Source organism: Bacillus sp. AFS018417, from assembly GCF_002560985.1.
GTDB classification, from domain to species: Bacteria; Bacillota; Bacilli; order Bacillales; family Bacillaceae_G; genus Bacillus_A; species Bacillus_A rhizoplanae.
The window spans coordinates 26365-51782 of the sequence record NZ_NTTM01000041.1 but is presented as its reverse complement, the minus strand read 5'-3'; the positions used below and the strand labels follow the sequence as shown (position 1 = coordinate 51782).

Annotated in this window: 24 protein-coding genes; 19 read left to right on the top strand and 5 right to left on the bottom strand. The window is 39.2% G+C overall.

Features of this window, described 5'->3' with window-relative positions; all coding sequences use genetic code 11:
- Positions 1-105 precede the first annotated feature (105 nt).
- Positions 106-1410, top strand: coding sequence for an HD domain-containing protein (locus CN326_RS16475; RefSeq protein ID WP_098310072.1), 1305 nt, complete (start codon positions 106-108; stop codon positions 1408-1410).
- Positions 1411-1451: 41 nt separating this feature from the next.
- Here CN326_RS16475 and CN326_RS16470 read toward each other — a convergent pair whose 3' ends face one another.
- On the bottom strand, positions 1452-1637 hold the full coding sequence (locus tag CN326_RS16470; RefSeq protein WP_001147171.1) for a 2-hydroxymuconate tautomerase: 186 nt from the start codon (positions 1635-1637) through the stop codon (positions 1452-1454).
- Positions 1638-1743: 106 nt separating this feature from the next.
- Here CN326_RS16470 and CN326_RS16465 point away from each other — a divergent pair, with 106 nt between their 5' ends.
- The 3 genes from CN326_RS16465 (at position 1744) to CN326_RS16455 (ending at position 3645) form a co-directional block, all read left to right on the top strand.
- Entirely contained in the window at positions 1744-2418 is a 675-nt protein-coding gene (locus tag CN326_RS16465) for a site-2 protease family protein (RefSeq protein WP_098310071.1), read from the top strand.
- Positions 2419-2439: 21 nt separating this feature from the next.
- The gene (locus CN326_RS16460) at positions 2440-2949 is read left to right on the top strand and encodes a YwhD family protein (RefSeq protein WP_098310070.1); all 510 of its coding nucleotides are present in this window, start codon (positions 2440-2442) and stop codon (positions 2947-2949) included.
- A gap of 150 nt (positions 2950-3099) precedes the next feature.
- Positions 3100-3645 (top strand): GNAT family N-acetyltransferase, encoded by a 546-nt coding sequence (locus tag CN326_RS16455; RefSeq protein ID WP_098310069.1) that lies wholly within the window; start codon positions 3100-3102, stop codon positions 3643-3645.
- A 135-nt stretch (positions 3646-3780) separates the two neighbouring features.
- On the opposite strand, the gene CN326_RS16450 is transcribed toward CN326_RS16455, so the two are convergent.
- Together CN326_RS16450 and CN326_RS16445 are read right to left on the bottom strand one after the other, a co-directional pair.
- Positions 3781-5838 (bottom strand): transglycosylase domain-containing protein, encoded by a 2058-nt coding sequence (locus CN326_RS16450; protein WP_098310068.1) that lies wholly within the window; start codon positions 5836-5838, stop codon positions 3781-3783.
- Between the two features lie 76 nt (positions 5839-5914).
- Positions 5915-6640, bottom strand: a complete 726-nt coding sequence (locus CN326_RS16445; protein ID WP_098310067.1) for a glycerophosphodiester phosphodiesterase — start codon at positions 6638-6640, stop codon at positions 5915-5917.
- Between the two features lie 233 nt (positions 6641-6873).
- Here CN326_RS16445 and CN326_RS16440 point away from each other — a divergent pair, with 233 nt between their 5' ends.
- The 7 genes from CN326_RS16440 (at position 6874) to argS (ending at position 13751) form a co-directional block, all read left to right on the top strand.
- Positions 6874-7281, top strand: coding sequence for a MerR family transcriptional regulator (locus CN326_RS16440; protein ID WP_098310066.1), 408 nt, complete (start codon positions 6874-6876; stop codon positions 7279-7281).
- 5 nt (positions 7282-7286) lie between these two features.
- Entirely contained in the window at positions 7287-8450 is a 1164-nt protein-coding gene (locus CN326_RS16435; RefSeq protein ID WP_098310065.1) for an MFS transporter, read from the top strand.
- 154 nt (positions 8451-8604) lie between these two features.
- The gene (speE, locus tag CN326_RS16430) at positions 8605-9432 is read left to right on the top strand and encodes a polyamine aminopropyltransferase (RefSeq protein WP_098310064.1); all 828 of its coding nucleotides are present in this window, start codon (positions 8605-8607) and stop codon (positions 9430-9432) included.
- A 259-nt stretch (positions 9433-9691) separates the two neighbouring features.
- Positions 9692-10567: an agmatinase gene (speB, locus tag CN326_RS16425; protein WP_098310063.1), complete on the top strand. Its 876-nt coding sequence runs from the start codon at positions 9692-9694 to the stop codon at positions 10565-10567.
- A 354-nt stretch (positions 10568-10921) separates the two neighbouring features.
- Positions 10922-11281, top strand: a complete 360-nt coding sequence (locus tag CN326_RS16420) for a YxeA family protein (protein ID WP_098310062.1) — start codon at positions 10922-10924, stop codon at positions 11279-11281.
- Positions 11282-11643: 362 nt separating this feature from the next.
- The gene (locus CN326_RS16415; RefSeq protein ID WP_098310061.1) at positions 11644-12081 is read left to right on the top strand and encodes a YwiB family protein; all 438 of its coding nucleotides are present in this window, start codon (positions 11644-11646) and stop codon (positions 12079-12081) included.
- Positions 12081-13751 (top strand): arginine--tRNA ligase, encoded by a 1671-nt coding sequence (argS, locus tag CN326_RS16410; RefSeq protein ID WP_098310060.1) that lies wholly within the window; start codon positions 12081-12083, stop codon positions 13749-13751. Before CN326_RS16415 ends, argS begins: the two co-directional genes overlap by 1 nt.
- Before the next feature lie 90 nt (positions 13752-13841).
- Here argS and map read toward each other — a convergent pair whose 3' ends face one another.
- Positions 13842-14636, bottom strand: coding sequence for a type I methionyl aminopeptidase (gene map, locus CN326_RS16405; protein ID WP_098310059.1), 795 nt, complete (start codon positions 14634-14636; stop codon positions 13842-13844).
- Between the two features lie 147 nt (positions 14637-14783).
- Here map and CN326_RS16400 point away from each other — a divergent pair, with 147 nt between their 5' ends.
- From CN326_RS16400 to CN326_RS16385, 4 genes are read left to right on the top strand one after another with little or no spacing between them, the layout of a single operon-like run.
- Positions 14784-15686, top strand: coding sequence for an ABC transporter ATP-binding protein (locus CN326_RS16400; protein ID WP_098310058.1), 903 nt, complete (start codon positions 14784-14786; stop codon positions 15684-15686).
- Positions 15683-16417, top strand: a complete 735-nt coding sequence (locus tag CN326_RS16395) for an ABC transporter permease (protein WP_098310057.1) — start codon at positions 15683-15685, stop codon at positions 16415-16417. Before CN326_RS16400 ends, CN326_RS16395 begins: the two co-directional genes overlap by 4 nt.
- Position 16418: 1 nt before the next feature.
- On the top strand, positions 16419-17546 hold the full coding sequence (locus CN326_RS16390) for a sensor histidine kinase (protein WP_098310056.1): 1128 nt from the start codon (positions 16419-16421) through the stop codon (positions 17544-17546).
- Positions 17543-18145 (top strand): response regulator transcription factor, encoded by a 603-nt coding sequence (locus CN326_RS16385; RefSeq protein ID WP_098310055.1) that lies wholly within the window; start codon positions 17543-17545, stop codon positions 18143-18145. The genes CN326_RS16390 and CN326_RS16385 overlap by 4 nt, the downstream gene beginning before the upstream one ends.
- Positions 18146-18368: 223 nt before the next feature.
- On the opposite strand, the gene cls is transcribed toward CN326_RS16385, so the two are convergent.
- The gene (cls, locus tag CN326_RS16380) at positions 18369-19562 is read right to left on the bottom strand and encodes a cardiolipin synthase (protein WP_098310054.1); all 1194 of its coding nucleotides are present in this window, start codon (positions 19560-19562) and stop codon (positions 18369-18371) included.
- A 351-nt stretch (positions 19563-19913) separates the two neighbouring features.
- Here cls and CN326_RS16375 point away from each other — a divergent pair, with 351 nt between their 5' ends.
- The 4 genes from CN326_RS16375 (at position 19914) to CN326_RS16360 (ending at position 25417) form a co-directional block, all read left to right on the top strand.
- Entirely contained in the window at positions 19914-22022 is a 2109-nt protein-coding gene (locus CN326_RS16375; RefSeq protein WP_098310053.1) for a (Fe-S)-binding protein, read from the top strand.
- Between the two features lie 123 nt (positions 22023-22145).
- Positions 22146-23327, top strand: a complete 1182-nt coding sequence (locus tag CN326_RS16370) for an acetyl-CoA C-acetyltransferase (protein ID WP_098310052.1) — start codon at positions 22146-22148, stop codon at positions 23325-23327.
- Positions 23328-23344: 17 nt separating this feature from the next.
- Positions 23345-24196, top strand: coding sequence for a 3-hydroxybutyryl-CoA dehydrogenase (locus CN326_RS16365; RefSeq protein WP_098310051.1), 852 nt, complete (start codon positions 23345-23347; stop codon positions 24194-24196).
- A 90-nt stretch (positions 24197-24286) separates the two neighbouring features.
- Complete coding sequence (locus CN326_RS16360) at positions 24287-25417, top strand: acyl-CoA dehydrogenase (RefSeq protein ID WP_098310050.1); 1131 nt, start codon at positions 24287-24289, stop codon at positions 25415-25417.
- The last annotated feature ends 1 nt before the right edge of the window (position 25418 follow it).

The window sequence follows — 25418 nt, the reverse complement described above, 5'->3', positions numbered from 1 at the left end:
GGTGATTTGCTTTTTATACAGTAATATACAGTCTTTCATTTCTTTCTGTTTCGCCTTTCGTTTATAATAGGAGTAAGAACGTATAGTGGAGGGCGGTGAATTTTAATGGCATATGTAAGTGACAAATTAGATGAAACGAAAGTGTTTAAAGACCCAGTGCATAAGTATGTGCATGTGCGCGATCGCGTGATTTGGGATTTAATCGGGACGAAAGAGTTTCAACGTCTGCGCCGCATTAAGCAGCTAGGGACGACATTTTTTACATTTCACGGTGCGGAGCATAGTCGCTTTACTCATTCATTAGGTGTCTATGAAATTATCCGCCGTATGATTGACGATGTGTTTGATGGAAGACCAGATTGGAATGCTGAAGATCGTTTGTTGTGCTTATGTGCAGCACTCCTGCATGATGTAGGACATGGTCCTTTTTCGCATTCATTTGAAAAAGTCTTTGAGTTAAACCATGAAAAATTTACACAAGCAATTATTGTAGGTGATACAGAAATTCATGATGTATTAAGCCGTGTTGATCATGAGTTTCCGCAAAAGGTAGCGGATGTCATTGCGAAAACTTCTACTAATAAATTAGCGATCAGTATGATTTCCAGCCAAATTGACGCAGATCGCATGGACTATTTATTACGAGATGCGTATTTCACAGGTGTGAAATATGGGAACTTTGATATGGAGCGGATTTTACGAGTAATGCGTCCATTTAATAATCAAGTTGTGATTAAATATAGCGGAATGCATGCTGTAGAGCACTATATTATGAGTCGCTATCAAATGTACTGGCAAGTGTATTTTCATCCGGTAACGCGCAGTGCTGAAGTAATCTTAACAAAAATTTTGCACCGGGCGAAAGCATTGCATGAACAGTACTATACATTTAAATATCATCCGGTTCATTTCTACTCTTTATTCGAAGGAGAAGTAACGATAGAGGATTATTTAAAGTTAGACGAGAATGTGATGTATTATTACTTCCAAGTATGGCAGGAAGAAGAGGATGCCATTTTAAGTGATTTATGTCGCCGTTTTATGAACCGTAACTTGTTCAAATGTGTAGATTTCACAGAAAAGCACGGGCTAAACAATTGGGTAGAATTAAATAGTTTATTTAAGAAAATTGGGCTTGATCCAGAATATTATTTGGTAGTAGATTCCACATCAGATCTGCCATATGACTTTTACCGTGCAGGTGAAGAGGAAGAACGTCTGCCAATTTTACTCCTTATGCCAAATGGAGAGCTGCGTGAATTATCTCGTGAGTCGGATATTGTTGAGGCAATTACAGGTAAAAAGAGAACTGATCAAAAATTGTTCTATCCACATGATTTAATCTACGAAGAAGGAAGGAAAGGAAAATATAAAGAAAAAATTATTCAGCTATTAGAAGGAAAGAAATAAGAAGCAGCCTGAGGACTGCTTCTTATTAAAGAAAAATGAAATTATTTGTCGCTTAAGCGTTTTCCGCCAACTGCATAGTGATTTTTAGACATTTCTTCGATGAAAACAACGATGTTTTCTTCAGGAGCACCAGTTGTTTCGCTTACTGCTGCAGTTACTTTCTCAGCAAGAGCTTTCTTTTGTTCTTCTGTGCGTCCTTCTAGCATTTTTACTGTTACGTATGGCATATGTATCGCTCCTTTTATGTAGATTACAGTACTATTATAACGGATTCTTAAAGAGAACAATCAGAAAAAGAAAATTTTTTTAACATAATGAAGAGGGAGAGGAAGTATGGAACACTTTTTTGCATATCCGCTGCAACAATTACCGTTGTTGGCAATGGCTGTTGTAATGGCGCTGTCAGTACACGAATTCGCACATGCTTATGTTGCATATAAATTTGGAGATGATACAGCCAAGAGGCAAGGTCGTTTAACATTATCTCCGCTGGCACATTTAGATATAATCGGGCTTATTGCTGTATTATTAATCGGATTTGGTTGGGCACGTCCAGTACCCGTCAATCCTTATAATTTTAAAAGACCACGTCTTGCTGGTATTCTTGTTTCAATTGCTGGACCAATTAGTAACTTATTATTAGGAGCTCTTGGGCTTATTGCTTGGTATAGCTTGTTGAAATTTGGAATTATTGATGCAGTCCCAATAGCAGTAGGAGAAACACTATTTCAGTTCTTTCAAATTTTTATCGGGATTAATATAGTTTTATTTATTTTTAATTTATTACCAATCCCGCCATTAGATGGTTACCGTGTTGTGGAAGATTTAGCACCGACAAATTTACGTGCGAAAATGACGCAATATGAAAAATACGGTTCAATCTTTTTATTAATTCTTGTGATCACGCCGTTAGATCGATATACGATTCAGCCAATTTTCCAAGTCGTCATTCCGCATGTTTTAGGTATGCTGCATAGTATAATTGGACCATTATTTGGATTGTATTAGAAGAGAAGGGGAGGTTTTCTTATGGCAGAGAAAAAGAAACAAATCGGCTTTAATATTATTAAAAATGACTCCACAGATGGACATGGCGGTTTTGGAGTCGGCGCATTAAGTCTAGAAAATATTTCTCCTGTTATTATTGATGTAACAGAAGGAACAGCAGTTGTTGATATCGGTGCGATGCATGCACGCAGTGCTGCTGAAAAAGGAATTAAATTTTTAACTAATAAAGAAGAAGTACCAAATGCAAAACCATATTGGCTCGTTTGGGTGACAATTGAGCGCACTGCAAACGGTGCATATTATGCAGGTGTAACTGCATGCGAAATGACAATAGACCGCGAAATTCGCCGCGGCTATAAATCATTGCCTGAGCACGTAAATAAAATGGATAAATCATTAAAACGTTACATCATGGTTGATCATATGGATGAACCTTCTAAAAAAGTGCTTGGTACATTCTTAAAAGAGCATAATGAAGAGCTGTGGAATCTTTCTAGTGAGAAACTACGTAGTGAATTGTTAGGAAAGTAATAGGAAATCCCTTTCTTGTTGAAAGGGGTTTTTTTATTTGCTCTGAAATAGGTTTGTGGTGAAATATCAGTAAATGTATTTTATATGCAGGAAATAAAGAATCTTGTCAGAAAACATATTTCATAAAGAGTATGAGAGGGAGGATACATTTTGAAATTGAAGGGAAATAGTATTTTTGTGAAGATTCTTGAAGATAGTGATGCAGAAAAATTGCTAGATTTGGAATTGAAAAACCGAGATTTTTTTCAAACGTATACACCGTTACGAGAAGATGATTTTTATACGTTGGAAAGTCAATTGAATCGAATTAGGGAGAACAAGGAAAAGAAAGATCTTGATCAGCTATACTCATTTGGTATTTACGTAATCGAAACAGAAGAACTAATTGGGAATATTACACTGACAGAGGTGCTGCGTGGCCCTTTACAAAGTTGCTATATTGGATATTCTCTAGATAAAAATCATAATGGGAAAGGATATATGACAGAGGCTGTTAAGCTAGTAGTATCTTACGCATTTGATGAGTTAAAGCTTCACCGAATTGAAGCGGGGGTTATGCCGCATAATATCGGATCGATAAAAGTTTTAGAGAAATCAGGGTTTCATAAAGAGGGAATTGCAAAGAAAAATGTAAAGATAAATGGAAGATGGAAAGATCATCAAGTGTTAGCTATCGTAAATGATAAGGATGAATAGGGGATAGTACTTATTTTGCGCTGTTTAAGAAAGAAAAGGGAGCAGAAGAATTACTGCGCCCTTTTTGTAATGTAATCTTTGAGTGATTTCATTGCATAAAAGTAACTAATCAAAGTCTCACTTTATAAGTTTCCGTTACCAAGGGAAATACTTTTTCCACCAGCTTTCTTTACCTTTCGTTTTCTCTTTTAGCACCGCCTCAAATTCATCTTTTTCATCAATATGATCCATACAATATTCTGTTGGCTCAGTACCTTTTACAAAATACATTTTTACAGAAGTAGGACAACCTTTCGTTGCGATTTTCCCGTTTTCAGGATTAATGTTTAATGCGATAACATTGGCCGGCTGTTTAAAATCTTTTTTCGGGCTTTCCTCTAATCCTTGCTCCATAATGGTTGCCCACATATTTTTCGCATAAGATTGCTCAGCGGGGTTAGAAATCGTCTTTTGTTTATCGTAGCCGACCCAAATACCTGTTATGAGCTGCGGTGTAAAGCCAATCATCCAGCTATCTGTCTCGGTTGAACCTGATTTTCCAGCGTATGTGCGGGATAACTTTGAAATAAGATTTTGTCCAGTGACAGAGGCGTAGCTGCTTAATTTTTTATTAAACATGCCCGTCATCATTTCTTCCATCACAAAGGCATTATTCTCATCAAGAATTTGTTTATTTTCTAAATGAGCATCATACAAGATATTTCCATCATGATCGACAACGCGCCGAATAAATGTTGGTTTGACTTGTTTTCCGCCGTTAGCAATCATGCTGTAAGCATTCACCATTTCAAGCGGTTTTACAGGAGATGTTCCGAGCGCAAGTGATGGAACATCTTTTAATGCGCTTGTAATCCCAAATTGCTTCGCCGTTTTTACAAGTGATTTTTCACCTAAGAAAAGATGTGTTTTCACAGCGTACACATTATCAGAAACAGCAAGTGCTTGCATCATCGTTATAAAGTCATCTGCATAATAACCTTTATAATTCGCTGGGTTATATTTGGAAACACCATCACCTAATGTGAATACAGTATGCTCACTTTTTAAGCGAGTTACTGGTGTAAAGCCTTGCTCAAGAGCGGCGTAATATAAAAAGGGTTTAAATGTTGAACCTGGCTGCCGGTACGCTTGCGTCGCTCGGTTGAATTGACTCTTCTTATAATCGCGTCCGCCAACAAGGGACATTACTTCGCCTGTTTTTGGATTCATGGATACAATAGCCGTTTCTATTTCTGTTGTACTTGGGATGGTTTCTTTTACTGTACTTTCCGCAATTGTTTGTAGCTTTGGATCTAGCGTTGTATATACACGAAGGCCGCCGCGTGCTACTGTTTGTTCATCGAGACCAGCATCATTGATGAGGGAAGCTCGTACAGCATCCTGAAAATAAGGTGCCATTTCTGCTACTTCTTCTTTTTCAAGAGGAGCCAAGGTGAGTTGTTCTTTTTTGGCCGCTGCTGCTTCTTTCTTCGTGATATACCTCTGTTCTACCATTTCATCTAAAATGAGAGCTTGTCTTTCTTTGGCCCGGTTTTCATGTAAGTAGGGAGAATACACACTTGGGCCTTTTGGAATACCTGCAAGCATACTGGCTTCTGCTAAATTTAAATCTTTCGCATTTTTATTAAAGTAGAGACGTGCCGCTGCCTCAATTCCATAGGCACCGTGCCCGTAGTAAATTGTGTTTAAATATCCTTGTAAAATATCATTTTTATTGTAATTAACTTCTAGGCGAACGGTGTACATTGCTTCTAACATCTTTCGTTTCCATGTTTTATCGTGGTCCAAATATAAATTTCGGGCGTATTGCTGCGTAATTGTACTTGCGCCTTGTACCTTTGCCCTCGCTTTAATGTCAGCAATTACTGCCCCGCCGATGCGTTTTACATCAAAACCATGATGTTTATAAAAGCGCTGATCTTCAATAGAAAGCGTTGCTTCTCTCACGTAAGGTGAAATATGGTCGAGTGAAACATTATAGCGTTCCTGCGCTCCGTGACTTTGCCCCATAACAGAGTCATCATTTGCATAAAAGATAGTTGTTTGCGGAACTGCAATAGGTGGTGGTCCGGCAATTTTTGCAACAAGTAAGACAATGAAAATAGTAGAAACAAAGAAAATAACACATGATAACAGTGCAGTGAGGAAAAAGCGTATATATTTTGCTTGTTTTTCATTTGTTGTAAGTTCCATTTTTGTCACCCCTCATAGCATACTTTTACTAGTATTGAGGGTTTTGGCTGTTTTTAAACTAAAAAAGAGCTTCTTATTAAGAAAGAAGCTCAAAAGCACGTGTTGGCCAGTCGGTAATGATTACATCGACGCCGTAATCTATCATCTTTTGTAGGTCTTTGTATTCATTGATTGTATAAGGGCGGAATATGTATCCTTGCTGCTGAGCCATTTGTACAAACTCTTTTGTGAGTAATTCAAAATTTGGATGAAGACCATTTGCCTGTCTTTTCTTTGCTTCAGCAATTGGATCCGCGAGTGGTTCATCGTATAAAATCGCGCGGGGAATCTCTGGTGCTAAAGCTGCAAGCAGGGAAACGGATTCATGATTAAACGAAGAAAATACAATTTGATTAGATAGATGAAATTCGCGAACAAGGTCGACGACTTTTTCTTCTATACGGGGATAACGAATAACATCCGTTTTTAATTCAATATTTAATTGCATTGTTGTTGTAGAAAGCCAAATAAGTACTTCGCGCAGCGTTGGGATTTTTGCTTCATGGAAAGAAGGATCTTTGTAACTGCCAGCATCGAGTGCTTGCAATTGCTGGACAGTTTGTTCATATACAAGTCCTGCTCCATTTGTAGTTCGGTCCACAGTTTCATCGTGAATGACAACAACTTCTCCATCTTTGGATATATGTACATCAAGCTCAATGCCATGCGCACCAACACGCTCAGCCTCTTGAAAAGCAATCATTGTATTTTCTGGGTGCGTACTTCTCACACCGCGATGCGCAAAAATAAGTGGTTGTTTCATAGCAAATTCTCCTTATGGTTCAATTTATCCCGCTATTAACGGACAGTAAGCTCCCTATTTCAAGATTCTGAGGATAGATGGTGATCCGACTGATGGAAGTTTCACTTTGCTTCAATTATGAAACTGAGCAATCGAAAATACAATGCCGGTAGAAAAAATTTACAAAGGTGTAATGGTTGCATAAAAGTTAACGTTAACGTAAAATGTAATATTGTTAGGGAGGAGGAATAAAATTGTATAAAATTGATGAAGTTACAAAACAAACAGGTTTAACAAAGCGGACTCTTCGTTATTATGAGGAAATTGGCTTAATTCATCCGCCAGAGCGCAGTGAAGGGAATATTCGCCTATATACAGATGAAGATGTAGAGAGAATCAAAAAAATTGTAGAAGCGAAAGAAGTATTAGGTATTACGCTTCAAGAAATGCAGTATTTCTTATCGCTGAAAGAACGTATGGAGCAAAGAAAAAATAGTGATAATCCGCGCGACCGGGAAGTAATTCAAGAAATAGCACATATGCTGACAAATCAAATGGAGACGCTAGATAAGAAAATGCTGCAAATGAAGCACGTGAGAGAAGAATTAGAACATAGCTTGGAAAGAGCAACGAGGTTTTTAGAAGAAACAAAAGGAGAATGATTCATATGGAGAGTAAAAAACAACTTGGAAGACTCATTACAGTAGTTGCTACGTTTTTTGCCTTTTCCGGCATTGGAGTAGTCGATCCAATTTTGCCAAGCATTGCAGAGCAAATCGGTGCAACGCATTGGCAAGTAGAAATGCTATTTACAGCTTATATTTTAACGATGGCAATTATGATGTTGCCAGCTGGTCTTTTTGCAGCAAGATTTGGCGATAAGCGTATGATGACAATTGGTCTTGCGATTGTAACGGTATTTGCGTGTATTTGCGGATTTTCACAAACAATTACGCAGTTATCTATTTTTCGTGCCGGCTGGGGTTTAGGGAATGCGATGTTTTTTGCAACGGCAATGACGTTATTAATTGCGCTGAGCAAAGAGGTGCATGAAGCTGTTGGATTGTATGAGGCAGCAATTGGTTTAGGTATGGCGGGAGGTCCGCTGTTAGGTGGTTTATTAGGTGGATATTCTTGGCGTTATCCGTTTTTTGCGACAAGTGTTTTAATTGCTTTAGCATTTATTCTTGTTTTCTTTTTTGTGAAAGAACCAGAGCGCAAAGTGAAACGTCAGTCAGCTGGATTGAAGGAATTAATTAATCTGGTGAAATATAAACCTTTCATACAAGGTGCCATTTCCGGGATGTTATATTACTATGCTTTCTTTGTTGTCCTAGCATATTCACCGCTTGTTTTACATTTATCTGCCATTCAGCTTGGCTTTGTCTTTTGTGGCTGGGGTCTTGCATTAGCGTATGGTTCTGCTGTGCTTGCACATCAGTTAGAAGGAAAATACGAACCGAAAATATTACTACGCTATAGCTTGCTTGTATTTGCAATCTTTTTAATACTATTGTTCTTCGTACAAGTCATGTGGTTACAAATTGTACTAATCATTTTATCAGGATTAGCGTCGGGTCTTAATAATGCATTATTTACAAGTTACGTAATGGATATCTCACCTTATGAAAGATCTATTACATCTGGTGTATATAACTTTGTTCGTTGGCTGGGCGGGGCAATTGCACCAATTTTATCTGGCATTATTGGTCACGTAGTTTCACCGCAAAGTCCGTTTTTAGTAGGAGGAATTGTTGCGCTAGTTGGATGTGTGATGATTTGTCTACCAGTTCGAGTAAATGAAAGGGTTTTCTTACCGTTTTATACATAATTGACTAAATATACGAACGAAAACGACTCGTTTACAATATATTTACGTTCTTTTTTATATTTTTAACTATACATTTTACATGTTTTGTTTTATTTTTGTTAGGGGACATTAATGGTGTCACATTATAATTTGCAACGAAAGGCGTGATTGTACAATGGAACTATGGTTCACTGAGAAACAAACAAAGCATTTTGGAATTACAGCGCGTATTAACCGCACTTTACATACGGAGCAAACAGAATTTCAAAAGCTAGATATGGTTGAAACTGAAGAATTCGGCAATATGCTTATTTTAGATGGCATGGTTATGACAACGCAAAAGGATGAATTCGTATATCACGAAATGGTAGCGCACGTACCATTATTCACACATCCAAACCCTGAAAACGTTTTAGTTGTTGGCGGCGGAGATGGCGGCGTTATTCGTGAAGTATTAAAACACCCAAGCGTGAAAAAAGCGACGCTTGTTGAAATTGATGGAAAAGTAATCGAGTACTCTAAAAAATACTTACCAGAAATTGCTGGCGAGTTAGAAAATCCACGTGTAGAAGTAAAAGTAGGCGATGGCTTCATGCACATTGCTGAAAGCGAAAACGTGTATGACGTAATCATGGTTGATTCTACAGAGCCAGTAGGCCCAGCTGTAAACTTATTTACAAAAGGATTCTACGCTGGAATCTCTAAAGCGTTAAAAGAAGACGGTATTTTCGTAGCGCAAACAGATAACCCTTGGTTCACACCAGAATTAATTTCAAACGTGTTTAAAGACGTAAAAGAAATTTTCCCAATTACACGTCTATACACAGCAAACATTCCAACTTACCCAAGCGGACTTTGGACATTCACAATTGGGTCTAAAAAGCATGATCCACTGGAAGTAAGTGAAGAGCGTTTCCACGAAATCGAAACGAAATACTATACAAAAGAACTTCACAAAGCAGCATTCGTATTACCTAAATTCGTTGGGGATTTAATTAAGTAAGAAAAGCGAAGCTGATGGTGGCTAAGGTTCTTTCCCACAGAAGGCACTATTTGCTTTCTCGTGGGGAAGGTTCTTAGATGCTAGGGTCTAGTGGGGCAGAGCTAGCCGCCGAAGTTGTAATAAAAGTAAGTAAATTTCTTCTCGACTAATTGGGTTGAGGAGAGTGTGGTAAATCGATAAAGAGGAGCAAAACCGCTCCAAATTTGAGACAAAATGAAAGGTTGGGATACCTTCAGTTCCAGATAGGAGGAAAAAGAATATGCGTTTTGATGAAGCTTATTCAGGTAAAGTATTTATTAACAGTCATCCAAGTTTTGAAGATGCTGAGGCTGTTATTTATGGGATGCCGATGGATTGGACAGTAAGTTATCGTCCGGGTTCTCGTTTCGGTCCAGCACGTATTCGTGAAGTATCAATTGGACTAGAAGAATATAGTCCATATTTAGATCGTGAATTAGAGGAAGTTAAATATTTTGATGCAGGTGATATTCCGCTTCCTTTCGGTAATGCACAGCGCAGCTTAGACATGATCGAAGAATATGTAACAAAACTATTAGATGCTGGTAAGTTTCCACTAGGTCTTGGTGGTGAGCACCTAGTGTCTTGGCCAATTTTTAAGGCGATGGCCAAAAAATATCCAGATTTAGCAATCATCCACATGGATGCTCATACAGATTTACGTGAGTCGTATGAAGGCGAGCCTTTATCTCACTCTACACCAATTCGTAAAGTGTGCGATTTAATTGGTCCAGAAAACGTATATTCTTTCGGTATTCGTTCTGGTATGAAGGAAGAATTTGAGTGGGCAAAAGAAGTTGGCATGAACTTATACAAATTTGATGTATTAGAACCATTAAAGAAAGTATTGCCAACACTTGCAGGACGCCCAGTCTATGTCACAATTGATATCGACGTATTAGACCCAGCGCACGCTCCTGGTACAGGAACGTTAGAAGCTGGCGGTATCACTTCAAAAGAACTACTAGATTCCATTGTTGCAATTGCAAATTCAAATATAAACGTAGTTGGAGCAGACTTAGTAGAAGTAGCTCCTGTATATGATCACAGTGACCAAACACCAATCGCAGCAAGTAAATTTGTGCGTGAAATGTTACTTGGATGGGTGCAGAAATAAAAGCGAAGCCGACTGTTTAGGCCTGGTGGCTAAGGTTCTTTCCCGTAAAAAGTGCTTTTTACTTTTTGGCGGGGAAGGTTCTTAGACGCAAAGGCCTAGGAGGCGTAGCTAGATAGAAATAAAAGTGAAGCTACTGAGTATTCCGGTCACTAGAGCTAGATGAAAAGTAAGCTTTCTAAAAAAGGCTATTTCGAATGAATTCGAAATAGCCTTTTTTGTTGGGGAAATATTTTAATTAACTTCTCTTACAATGATGTAAGAGAAATGTAAGAAAAATCGATAGAGACTATTTTGGATAGATTTTATACTGAATGAAGCATTATACAAGGATACATGTTAGAGGTGGAAAGATTCATGCGTATGATATTAAAAGTTACAGCAGTACTTGCTATTTTAGGTAGTGCAGGTGTCTTTTACTTACAATCAAAAACAGAAGGTGTGCAAGCTTTTGTAGATAACTTTTTTTCAGGTAAGGAAGTAAAGGATTATTATGCTGTAACAAATCAAGGGGAGAAAAAAGGCGATAAGTATTTGTATACATTTACTGCTTATGATAGGGATGGAAATGAGCAAGTTGTGAAAAAAATGATAAATCGTGAACTTTGCCAAGGAGTATACTTGAAAATTTACGCAAAAGGCAGCCAAGGGAAAGGATGGGCAGAACTGCGAGAGAATGAAGTGCCAACGAAAGTGCTAGAAAAACTGAAAAAATAATGAAAAACCCAAGTTCATACTGAACTTGGGTTTTAATGTTTCACAAGGATGATACCAACATTTTTATCCCGTATTAACGAGCGGTAAGGCTCCCACTTCAAGATTGAGAGGGAAGCGAGGAAGATAGGTGGGGGACAACTGTCCGTAAAAGCCCGATTGGTGAGAGCTTTCCATCAGTGGAGAATGAAAAAACCCCCACTGATGGAAGTTTCACTTTATAAATTGCTTTTTTTGAACTACATCTTTCAATATGTTTCCTAATATTTCAGCAGACAGACACCGCTGTTTTTTGATATGATAGGAAAAGTGTTTTATTATAAATTATACTTAATATCTATAACATTTTGAAAGGTGTGCAAGACGTGGAGAATCAACTTGCAGGCTTACCAGTACAAGTTCACTTTGTAACGGAAATTCGTGAAGGAGTGCGAAAGGAAACTATTGCTTTTGACGCAAAAGGTCTATACTATGTAAAGGGTCAAAGTACATATGTAACGTTTCAAGAGCCGAACGAACAAGGCGAAGTGAAGACAATTATTAAAATCCAAGATGATCAAGTTCTCATTATGCGTTCAGGTGCTGTTTCTATGCGCCAAACTCATAAGAAAGGCGAATGGACAACAGGAACGTATACGAGTGAACTTGGAACGTTTGTATTGCAAACGAAAACAGATAACGTCCTTTTTAAATGGTCGGAAGAAAAGAAAAAGGGGCAACTCTTTCTAACGTATGCATTGCTTCTAAGTGAACAAGAAGCAGGCCGATATACAATTACCATTAATCTCAAGGAGGCACAATAATGAACTCTTTAGAACAAGTAAAAGAACTCATTAAAGAGGAAATTAAAGCTGCTGTAGTAAAAGCAGAATTAGCGACAGAAGAACAAATTCCAAACGTTATATTAGAAACGCCAAAAGATAAAACACACGGTGATTTCTCTACAAACATGGCGATGCAGCTTGCACGCGTAGCGAAAAAAGCACCACGCATGATTGCAGAAGAATTAATTGCAAACTTCGATAAAGCAAAAGCTTCTATTGAAAAAATCGAAATTGCTGGACCTGGCTTCATTAACTTCTACATGGATAACAGCTACTTAACAGATCTAATCCCAACAATTATTACAGCTGGCGAAGCTTATGGTGAAACAAGCACTGGTAACGGTGAGAAAGTACAAGTTGAGTTCGTATCTGCAAACCCAACAGGTGACCTTCACTTAGGACATGCGCGCGGCGCGGCAGTTGGTGACACGTTATGTAACGTATTAGCAAAAGCAGGATACGATGTATCTCGTGAATACTATATTAACGATGCTGGTAACCAAATTCATAACTTAGCGCTTTCTGTTGAAGCTCGTTACATGCAAGCGTTAGGGTTAGATAAAGAAATGCCAGAAGACGGTTACCATGGTGCAGATATTATCGGTATCGGGAAGCGTTTAGCAGAAGAGTTTGGCGATCGTTATGCAAAAGCTGACGCAAAAGAAAGCTACGAATTCTACCGTGAGTACGGTTTGAAATATGAATTAGCAAAACTTCAAAAAGACTTAGAAAGCTTCCGTGTTAAATTTGATGTGTGGTTCTCTGAAACATCATTATACAAAAACGGTAAAATCGATGAAGCTCTTGCAGCGTTAAAAGAGCGCGAAGAGGTATTTGAAGAAGAGGGCGCAACATGGTTCCGTTCTACAACTTACGGTGATGATAAAGACCGCGTATTAATTAAAAACGATGGTTCTTACACATACTTAACGCCAGATATTGCGTATCACCGTGATAAATTAGAGCGTGGTTTTGAGAAATTAATTAACATTTGGGGTGCTGACCACCACGGTTACATTCCACGTATGAAAGCAGCAATTCAAGCGCTTGGATACGATAAAGATACATTAGAAGTAGAAATCATCCAAATGGTACAACTATACCAAAACGGTGAAAAAGTAAAAATGAGTAAACGTACAGGTAAAGCTGTTACACTTCGTGAGCTTATGGAAGAAGTAGGCGTGGACGCAATGCGTTACTTCTTTGCAATGCGCAGCGGTGATTCTCATTTAGACTTTGATATGGACTTAGCGGTATCAAAATCAAATGAAAACCCTGTATACTATGCACAATACGCACATGCACGCGTATGCAGCATCCTTCGCCAAGGTGAAGAGCTTGGATTAACTGCAGGCAGCGATGTTAACTACAAACTTGTTGCTTCTGAGAAAGAAGTAGACTTATTAAAGAAACTGGGTGAATTCCCAGCGGCAGTTGCAGAAGCAGCACAAAAACGTCTGCCACACCGCATTACAAGCTATGCATTTGACTTAGCAGCAGCGCTTCATAGCTTCTACAATGCAGAAAAAGTATTAAACCAAGATAACCTAGAGTTAAGTAAAGCTCGTTACGACTTAATGCGTGCGGTACGCATTACACTTCAAAATGCATTAGCATTAGTTGGAGTATCTGCACCTGAGAAGATGTAATAAAGTGAAACTAACGAGTACTCTAGTCGCTGGCACTAGATAATAAAAAAGCAGGATGTACGGAAATATTTCCGTGCATCCTGCTTTTTCTTATAGTTGTGTTAAAATAATTGGTTCACCGCGTGTAACGACAACGGTATGCTCACATTGAGCAACAAGGCTTTTATCTGGCGTTACAAATGTCCAGCCATCATCACCGCGTTCGATAATATGATCCGCACCCATGGATACGAATGGTTCTACTGCTAAGACAAGTCCGTCTTTTAATAGCGCACTATCCATAGGATCGAAATAGCTTAAAATATGGTTTGGTGCTTCGTGTAAGCTAAGTCCAATGCCGTGTCCTGTTAAGTTTTGAATTACTGCGTAGCCATTTTTACGCGCATCATTGGAAACCGCACGACCAATTTGGTTTTGTTTTGCGCCAGCTTTTACTTTTTTCATGGCTGCCCAAAATGCACTTTCAGCAGCAGCGCAAAGTTTTTCTTTTGCTTCATCTTGTCCAAGAACGAACGAAATACCTGTATCTGCGTAGTAACCGTCAAGTGCTGCAGATACATCTACGTTTACTAAATCGCCTTCTTTTAGGACGCGATTCCCTGGAATGCCGTGGGCAACTTCTTCATTGACACTAATGCAAGTTGTGCCTGGAAAATCATATTCTTTTTCAGGTGCAGAAATGGCACCGTGCTCATCTAATACTTTCTTACCAATTAAATCAAGCTCTTTCGTTGTCATACCTGGCTTCGCTTGTTTCTTCATTTCCTCGCGAGCAAGCGCAACGATGCGGCCGATTTTTCGTAAGCCTTCTAAATCTTGTTCATTACGAATAATCATGAAAACCACTGTCCTTCCTCGAATGTACATCTCACATGATTGTATCACGTTTGTTTTTGTCCTGCTACTTGCGTGGGAAAACCCGTATTTTAAGATTTCCTGACATTTGTCATATTCATATCATGACGTCTTTTACTGTTTTCCATCTCTTCCAATTTATACAATATAAGTGTAAGTAACGATGGAGGTGGAGAAATGGAACAAGTAATTGAAGTGAATGGTGTTTCAAAAACATTTAAATATAAAAAAGCAGTAAATAACGTTTCATTTACAGTAGAGAAGGGGGAAATTGTTGCATTACTTGGACCAAACGGGGCTGGGAAAACAACAATAATTTCGATGATGCTTGGATTAAGGGATCCTTCAGAAGGAAATATTTCTATATTTGGCAAGAGCCCAAAGCACCGGGACGTTCGCAATCGCCTTGGGGCAATGCTGCAAGAGGTGAGCGTAATTGATAGTATCTCTGTGGAAGAGGCAATTGATTTATTTCGTAGTTATTATACGAATCCACTTGCAAAAGAAACACTGCTTCAGCTATCCAATTTAGAGTCAGAAAGAAAGCAAAGATGTGAAAAGTTATCTGGTGGTCAGAAAAGACGTTTGAATTTTGCGCTCGCACTTGCTGGAAATCCAGAATTACTATTTTTAGATGAACCAACAGTAGGGATGGACATCACGTCTAGAAAAAACTTTTGGGATACAATTCGAAAGTTAGCAGGTGAAGGAAAAACGATTATGTTAACAACACATTATTTAGAAGAAGCAGATGCACTAGCAGATCGAATTTTATTATTTGCAAATGGGAAAGTGATTGCTGATGGAACACCAGATGAGATGAAAGCAACAATTTCTCAAAAAACAATTTCATTTTATGCAAAAGAGGAAATGCCAACAAGTCTGCTTCGAAGTTTATCTCATGTTACAAGTGTCCAGTGGCATGAAAAACGTGTGGTGCTGACAACAGATGATACAGATGCTACGCTCCGGGAAATTTTCAATAAAAACTTGCCGGTCATGGATATTGCTGTTGAGCGCGGCAGCTTGGATGAAGCTTTTGAACAGTTTGTTGCAAATCAGAAGGAGGGAATTGCATGAGAGCGTTTTGGATGCAATGTAAAATAGAAATATTACGTACGTTTCGCAATAAATTATTTATCTTTTTCTCGTTATTAATGCCAGTTATGTTTTATTACATTTTTACAAATGTCGTGTCAGTGCCGGAAAATGGAGATGCATGGAAAGCACACTATTTAATTTCAATGGCTACTTTTAGTATTGTAGGAACAGCACTTTTTAGTTTTGGTGTTCGTCTTTCACAAGAAAAAGGGCAAGGATGGACACAGCTTTTACAAATTACACCGCTGCCAGAAGGGGCGTATTTATCTGCAAAAATTGTTGCACAAACGCTTGTAAATGCTTTTTCAATCTTAGTTATTTTTATCGCGGGAATATTAATTAATGATGTACAGTTAACGATTGGACAGTGGATTGGCGCTGGATTATGGTTGTTAATTGGTGTTACGCCATTTTTAGCGCTTGGAACGGTAATTGGTTCGATTAAGAAGGCTGATGCGGCTGCGGGGCTAGCAAATATTTTAAATATGTGTTTAGCCATTCTAGGTGGTTTATGGATGCCAATCGAAGTATTACCAAAGGCGTTAAGAAGTATTGGGGAATGGACACCGACATATCGTTTCGGAAGCGGTGCTTGGGATATTGTTGCTGGTAAGGCAATTGGCTGGGAGAATGTTGCAGTGTTAGGAGGTTATTTCATCGCTTTTGTTGTATTATCAATATATATAAGAAAGAGACAGGAAGCGATATAAAATGATCGAAAAGAAACAGTTTGAATTCTTTCCAAAACATATGGGATTTTTCCCTTATATATGGCTCGTGTACTTGTTGTTTCCTCTTTATTACTTGATGGGGCAATCAGGTTGGAAATTGATATTAGGAGGCGGGATGCTCATACTCTTTGTTATTGCATACCGCCAGCTTTATTTTGTGAAAAAAACATTTGTTATATGGGCATGTATTCAATTTGTGATTACATTTCTATTTAGTGCATTTTATGAACCATATATGATTTATTTTGGATTTTATACAGCAAATGCAATGGGGTTTACACCGACAAAAAAACAATTTCGATTGTTGTTTTTCCTTTTGATCGTAATGATTGGTTCTTTTATGTTGCTGCATATGAATGAGCTTACAAAAGCGTCTTTTATAACAGCGATTCCGATGTTTATTTTAATGATTCTTACACCATTTGGCATGCGGAATTTTAATCAAAAAAAGATATTAAAAACACAATTAAGTGAAGCAAATGAACAAATTCGTGATCTAGTGAAGCGAGAAGAACGCCAGCGCATTGCGAGAGATTTACATGATACGTTAGGACATACGTTATCGCTTATTACGCTAAAAAGCCAGCTTGTTGAGAAGCTTATTGTGAAAAATCCAGAACGTGCTTGTCTAGAGGCAAAGGAAATCACGCAAACATCAAGAAATGCGTTAAAACAATTACGGGAATTAATTTCTGATATGCGTATGATTACGGTGGAAGAAGAGCTAGAGCAAGTGAGGGTGATTCTCCAAGCGGCCAATATATCATTAGAAGTAAAGCAAGAGACAAGTACGAATGTATTATCACCGCTAGAACAAAACATTTTAGGAATGTGTTTACGTGAAGCGGTGACAAACGTTGTAAAACATAGCAAGGCAACAACGTGCGTGGTTGCTTTACTTGAAACACAAGGGAAATTGATTTTACAAGTAAAGGATAATGGAATCGGACTACAAAAAAATCATGATGGGAATGGCATTCTTGGAATGAAAGAACGCTTGGCTCTTATTGATGGAGTACTTGAGCTAGACGCTATTCATGATGGAACGATGTTAACAATACATGTACCAATTGTTATAAGAACAGGGAAAGATGGGGTGAGAGCATGATTCGAATCATCATTGCAGAAGATCAGCGTATGCTTCGCGGAGCGTTAGGAGCTTTACTTGATTTAGAAGATGATATTGAGGTTGTTGGGCAGGCGGAAAACGGAGAAGAGGCTTTGCGACTAATTGAAAAACTACAGCCAGATGTTAGTATTATGGACATTGAAATGCCGATTCAGAGCGGATTAGATGTGGCTGAAACGTTACGGAAACAACAGTCACAGTGTAGAGTTATGATTTTAACAACATTTGCCCGTCCTGGTTATTTCGAGCGAGCGATGAAAGCAGACGTGCATGGGTATTTATTAAAAGATAGTCCAAGTGAAGATCTTGCAGCGGCAATTCGGAATGTAATGAATGGGAAAAGAGAAATTTCTCCTGAGCTCATGTTTGGGCTTTGGCAAGAACAAAATCCGTTAACAGATAGAGAAAGAGAGGTTCTCTTGTTAGCGAAAGAAGGAAAAACGGCAAACGAAATTGCAAAAACACTATACTTGTCATCTGGAACCGTTCGAAACTATATTTCCGATGTGTTAACGAAATTAAATGCAAAAAATCGGATTGAGGCAATTACAATTGCTGAAGAAAAAGGGTGGATATGAAAAAAGAAACAACTGTCTTATCTAGTAATGGGTTCGGTTTAGAGGAAGAAAACAGTAAATAGCATACATTTTGGAGATGTAATTCGTATATGAATTAGCATCTCTTTTTTTATTCCGCTATTCGTGGGCAGTAATACTCCCACCTCAAAATTCGGTGAAAGCAAAGAAGTTAGGTGGGAGATAAACTGCCCTTATTTTCATACGTACATCGCCTTTCATGTGTTTATAGAAAAAAGGAAAGGACTGTTCCAATCCATTCTTTTCCTTTGTCTAAAAGAGAGTGAGGAGAAACATCTTGAATTGAAAGTGAAACGGAAGCTTCTAAGTCGTGATTGATTTCTTTCTTCACTTGTTCTAAAAACGGTGAGCCATATAATATACAATTGATTTCATGGTTCAGATATAAGCTTCTCATATCAAAATTCGCAGTTCCAATATCACAAATACAGCCATCTATCATTACAATTTTGGCATGAAAAAATCCATCTTGAAATTCGTAAATATGACAGCCTGCTTCAATAAGTTTCCGGCAATATGGGAGTCTCGCTTCACGAACAAATGGATGATCCGCTTTTTTAGGTACGAGAATGGTAATACGAACGCCTCGTTTTTTTGCACGTAGCAATGCACTCATTAGCTTTTTCCCAGGGATAAAATAGGGCGTACCGATATATAGCTCTTTCGTTGCCTTTTCAATTAAATCGAGAAAAGTTTGTTGTAAATAAGCGCCGTCAGTTGGTACGAACTGATGGGAAGTTTCTCCCTTTTCCACTATTGGAAAGTAATAATTTTCATGCAATAAATCTTCATTTGTATCATCGCGCCAATCGTGTAGAAACTGCGTTTGTAAGTCTTGTACGCCTTCTCCGGTAAGGCGTAGATGGTAATCACGCCATGGACCGAGTGCAGCATTATGCCCTAGGTATTCTTCACCGATATTAAAGCCTCCGATATAGCCGATTTTTCCGTCAATAATCGTAATTTTTCTATGGTTCCGTTGATTAGCGGAAAAAAAGAGAAATGGGAGACGGATTTTATGACAAAATGAAAAATGTATGCCCTGTTGTTTTAATTCACGGATTGTTTCCTTTGATAAATGATGGCTGCCAATCCGATCAAGGAGAAGGCGTACTTCAATACCTTGTTGTGCTTTTTCCATTAGAAGCTGTAAAAATGTATGGCTAATCTCATCGTTTTTTACGATAAAAAATAAAATATGTACGTGATGCTTAGCCTGTTGTATATCAGTAAATAGCTCCTTATATAATGTTTGGCCATATGTATAGAGTTTAAAGTTACTATGGCGCAAAGGAAATGAACGAGGTTTAAGTTGTTTTAAATGAAGTTTTCTTCCATATATGAAGTCGAAATTTATCCACAGTAAGAAAAAGACAAGGAAGAGAAATAAAAAGCTCATGTATCCATTCCCTCCTCTATATTCATTTTTATTCCGCTATTCGCGGGCAGTAAGACCCCTACCTCAAGATTCAGAGAGAAGCGAGGAAGATAGATGGGGGATAATTGCCCGTAAAAGTCCAATTGGTTAACCATCAGTGGGGATGAAAAAATCCCTTGCTGATGGAAGTTTCACTTTATAGTTTCACCGAAATAAAAAGCTTTATGAAAAAATATATTGTTGTATAACAAAAAACTGTTGACTGAACGCTCACTCATCATATAATGGAAATAGGGACTATAAATTCAGAAAATTATTTATTTTTGAAGATTCGAAAAAGGAGATATTACACGGAGAGGGGTTGGCAGAAAGATGAATAGCTTATTAATTGTGAATTGGTTGGCGACAATCGCCATCATAGCGTATGCAGCATATTTATTTGTATATCTCATACGAACGCGGATTACCTACATACAATTAGGAAAGAAAGTCGAATTTGATCGCCGCTTCAAAGAAAGATGGGATCTTATTAAGGGGAATGTCTTCGGACAAAAGAAGCTTCTTAAAGATAAAAAGAGCGGTATCATGCATGTTATGTTTTTTTACGGATTTATTCTTGTCCAATTTGGAGCAATTGACTTCATATGGAAAGGCTTAGCACCAGGATCACATCTTCCACTTGGACCACTATACCCTGCATTTACATTCTTCCAAGAAATCGTCACACTTATCATTTTAATTGCAGTCTTTTGGGCTTTTTATAGAAGGTATATTGAAAAACTTGTGCGCTTAAAACGTAATTTTAAAGCGGGACTTGTTTTAATTTTTATCGGCGGCTTAATGCTATCTGTTCTTCTTGGTAACGGAATGGGCATCATTTGGCATGGCGAGGAATTATCATGGAGTGAACCAATTGCTTCTGCAATCGCTTACTTATTTTCTGGAATTGGTGAAACAGCTGCGATTGTTGTGTTCTATTTTGCGTGGTGGATGCATCTACTTATTTTGTTAACGTTTTTAGTTTACGTGCCACAATCGAAGCATGCACATTTAATTGCAGGACCAGCAAATGTATATTTTAGCCGTTTAACAAACCCAGGAAAATTAGAAAAAATCGATTTTGAAGATGAAACACAAGAAACATTTGGCGTTGGAAAAATTGAAGATTTCAAACAAACGCAGCTTATTGATTTATACGCATGTGTAGAGTGCGGCCGCTGTACAAATATGTGCCCAGCAACGGGAACAGGAAAGATGCTATCACCGATGGATTTAATATTAAAACTGCGTGATCATTTAACGGATAAAGGCGCAGCGGTGACATCGCGCGCACCATGGGTTCCAACTGTTGCATTTAACAATACACAAGGTAATCAGCTAGCGATGATGGCGGCTGGAGAGGGACAACATGAATCTGCAGCAACACTAGCATACAATCCAAGTTTAATTGGCGATGTCATTACAGAAACAGAAATTTGGGCTTGTACAACGTGTCGTAACTGCGAAGACCAATGTCCAGTTATGAATGAACATGTTGATAAAATTATTGATTTGCGCCGCTATCTTGTTTTAACAGAAGGAAAAATGGATCCAGAAGCGCAGCGTGCCCTGACAAATATCGAGCGTCAAGGAAACCCTTGGGGGCTGAACCGTAAAGAGCGTGAAACGTGGCGTACGATGGAAGAAGAAGTTTCTATTCCGACTGTGAAAGAGAAAACGAAAGCAGGCGAAGAGTTTGAATACTTATTCTGGGTAGGCTCTATGGGATCATATGATAACCGCAGCCAAAAAATTGCGTTATCGTTTGCGAAGCTGATGAACGAAGCTGGTATTTCCTTTGCTATCCTCGGAAATAAAGAGAAAAACTCAGGTGATACACCGCGTCGTCTTGGAAATGAATTTGTCTTCCAAGAGATGGCGAACAAGAATATTGAAGAGTTTGAAAAATCGGGCGTTAAGAAAATCGTGACAATTGATCCGCACGCATATAACACGTTTAAAAATGAGTATCCGGACTTTGGCTTACAAGCAGAAGTCTATCATCATACAGAATTGTTAGCACAGTGGGTGGAAGAAGGACGATTAAAACCAGTTCACCGCGTAGAAGAAACGATTACGTATCACGATTCTTGTTATTTAGGACGCTACAACGAAGTGTACGAAGCGCCGCGCAATATTTTAAAAGCAATTCCAGGCGTGAATCTCATTGAAATGGAGCGTAACCGCGAAACAGGAATGTGCTGCGGAGCGGGCGGCGGTCTGATGTGGATGGAAGAGACTGCTGGTTCTCGTATTAACGTTGCACGTACAGAGCAAGCACTTGCTACATCGCCGACGATCATCGGTACGGGCTGTCCATATTGCTTAACGATGATTAGTGACGGTACGAAGGCAAAAGAAGTAGAGGAACGCGTGCAAACCCTTGATATAACAGAGATTTTAGAGCGCTCTGTTATCGGGTCAAAGAAAGAAGCAATGTAACATGTAAGAATCCGTACAACTTTAGATAAAAGGGGGTGCAAAGGTTGCACCTCTTTCTCACAACAGCTGAACTGAACGAGCGTTCAATCAACGCCGCAAAATGAAGAAATGGGGGAATATGTTTTGACTAGAACAGTAATTTTAAGTGCTGCAAGAACACCTGTTGGAAAGTTTGGGGGAGCTTTAAAGGATGTAAAGGCAACGGAGCTTGGAGGAATTGCAATTGGAGCGGCATTAGAGCGCGCGAATGTTGCAGCAAGTGATATTGAAGAAGTTATATTTGGAGCGGTTATTCAAGGTGGTCAGGGACAAATTCCATCACGCCAGGCGGCAAGAGAAGCAGGGATCCCATGGGAGACGCGCACAGAAACAGTCAATAAAGTATGTGCTTCCGGGCTTCGTGCAGTAACGTTAGCAGATCAAATTATTCGTACCGGCGACCAATCGTTACTTGTAGCAGGCGGCATGGAATCGATGAGTAATAGTCCATATATTTTACGCGGTGCACGCTGGGGATATCGCATGGGGCATAACGAGGTTGTTGACTTAAACGTGGCAGATGGCTTAACGTGCTCATTTTCTGGCGTGCATATGGGTGTGTACGGCGGAGATGTAGCGAAAGAAGATGGTATTTCCCGCGAAATGCAAGATGAATGGGCATGCCGCAGTCATATGCGCGCCGTTGCATCACGCAAGGAAGGCCGATTTGAAGAAGAAATTGTACCTGTATCTGTGCCGCAGCGAAAAGGTGAGCCGGTAGTTGTTGCTCACGACGAAGCACCGCGCGAAGATACAACAGTTGAAAAACTAGCAAAATTAAAACCTGTATTTGATAAGGATGCAGCGGTTACCGCAGGAAATGCACCAGGTTTAAATGACGGCGCGGCAGCGCTCGTATTAATGAGTGAAGAGCGTGCGAAGCAAGAGGGAAGAAAGCCGCTTGCGACAATTTTAGGTCATACAGCGATCGCGGTTGAAGCGAAAGATTTCCCGAGAACACCAGGTTATGCCATTAACGAGTTGTTAAAGAAAACAGGTAAGAAAGTAGAAGAGATAGATTTATTTGAGATTAATGAAGCATTTGCGGCTGTAGCTATTGCAAGTGCAAATATTGCTGGTATTGATCCAGAAAAGATTAACGTAAACGGCGGAGCAGTTGCGATGGGACATCCAATCGGAGCAAGCGGTGCGCGCATTATCGTTACTCTTATTCATGCGTTAAAGCAGCGCGGCGGCGGAATCGGTATTGCATCTATTTGCAGCGGCGGCGGTCAAGGCGACGCAATTATGATAGAGGTTCAGTAAAAAAGGGGGCTATAAATATGACGGTACAAAGCATTGTTGTAATTGGTTCAGGACAAATGGGATCTGGAATTGCACAGGTATGTGCGATGGCAGGTTATGACGTATATATGCAAGATTTAAAACAAGAGCAGTTAGACCGCGGCATGGGGATTATTACGAAAAATTTATCTAGGCAAGTTGAGAAAGGCCGCATGAGTGAAGAGGATAAGCAGGCAACATTAAATCGTCTTACAGCAACACTTACACTTGATTGCGTGAAAGAAGCAGATCTTGTCATTGAAGCAGCTGTAGAGAGAATGGATATTAAAAAACAAATTTTTGCGAACTTAGATACGTTAGCACCGGATCATACGATCTTGGCAACAAATACATCATCGCTGCCAATTACAGAGATCGCAGCTGTTACGAATCGTCCAGAAAAGGTTATTGGCATGCACTTTATGAATCCGGTTCCTGTTATGAAGCTTGTTGAAATTATTCGCGGCTTAGCAACAGAAGATGTTGTATATGAAACGATCGAAGATATTACAAAAAAAATCGGCAAAATTCCAGTTGAAGTAAATGACTTCCCAGGATTTGTTTCGAACCGTATTTTATTGCCAATGATTAACGAAGCAATTTATACGCTATATGAAGGCGTGGCGACGAAAGAAGCGATTGATGAAGTTATGAAGCTCGGTATGAATCATCCGATGGGACCGTTGACACTCGCTGATTTTATTGGCTTAGATACGTGTCTATACATTATGGAAGTACTGCATGAAGGGTTAGGAGATAGCAAATATCGCCCATGTCCGTTACTTCGTAAATACGTGAACGCAGGCTGGTTAGGGCGCAAGACAGGACGCGGTTTTTACGTTTACGAATAATAACATACTCCGGTAGGGCACCTCTTTGCATGCACTAGTGGTCTTACCAAATAGTTGAATTACTATATAAAACAATTTGAGGTGGAGCATATGAACTTTCAATTTACAGAAGAGCAGCAAATGATGCGAAAAATGGTTCGGGACTTCGCTCAAAAGGAAATTGCTCCCTTTGTTCCTACTATGGAACAAGGGGTGTTTCCTAGAGAAGTCTTACAGAAAATGGGCGAGCTTGGACTGATGGGAATTCCTATTCCAGCGAAATACGGCGGAGCGGAAATGGACTTTATTTCATATATTTTAGCAATTAATGAACTGTCAAAAGTAAGCGCAACCGTAGGTGTAATTTTAGCAGTGCATACCTCTGTTGGAACGAATCCTATTTTATATTTTGGAACAGAAGAGCAAAAGCAAAAGTATCTTCCGAAGTTAGCGGCTGGTGAATATTTAGGAGCATTTGCATTGACAGAGCCAGGCGCCGGATCAGATGCAGGAAGTTTGAAATCAAGGGCAGTTAGATGCGGTGATGAGTACGTAATTAACGGTTCAAAAGTATTTATCACAAACGGCGGCGAGGCAGATACATATATCGTGTTTGCTTCTACGAATCCGGATGCGGGTACACGCGGGATATCGGCATTTATTGTTGAGAAAGATACACCGGGTTTAATCATTGGAAAAGATGAGCACAAAATGGGGCTATTAGGTTCTCGTACAGTGCAATTAACGTTTGAAGACATGAGAGTTCCTGCTGAGAATTTGCTTGGCGAAGAGGGTCAAGGTTTTAAAGTGGCAATGGCAAACTTAGATGTTGGTCGCATTGGTATCGGGGCGCAGTCACTTGGCATCGCTGAAGCAGCGCTTGCATGTGCTACTGATTATGCGAAAGATCGTCACCAATTTGGCAAGCCGATTGCCGCGCAGCAAGGACTAGGCTTTAAGCTAGCGGATATGGCAACGGCTGTTGAAGCAGCACGTTTACTCGTATACCGTGCAGCATCACTAAGGGCACAAGGCTTACCGTGTGGGAAAGAAGCGTCAATTGCAAAACTATTTGCTTCCAAAACAGCAGTAGAAGTTGCGATTGAAGCTGTGCAGGTGCTTGGCGGTTACGGTTATACAAAAGAGTATCCTGCGGAGCGATTCTTCCGCGATGCAAAAATATGTGAGATTTATGAAGGAACAAGTGAGATTCAGCGCTTAGTTATTAGCAGAGCGCTTTAAG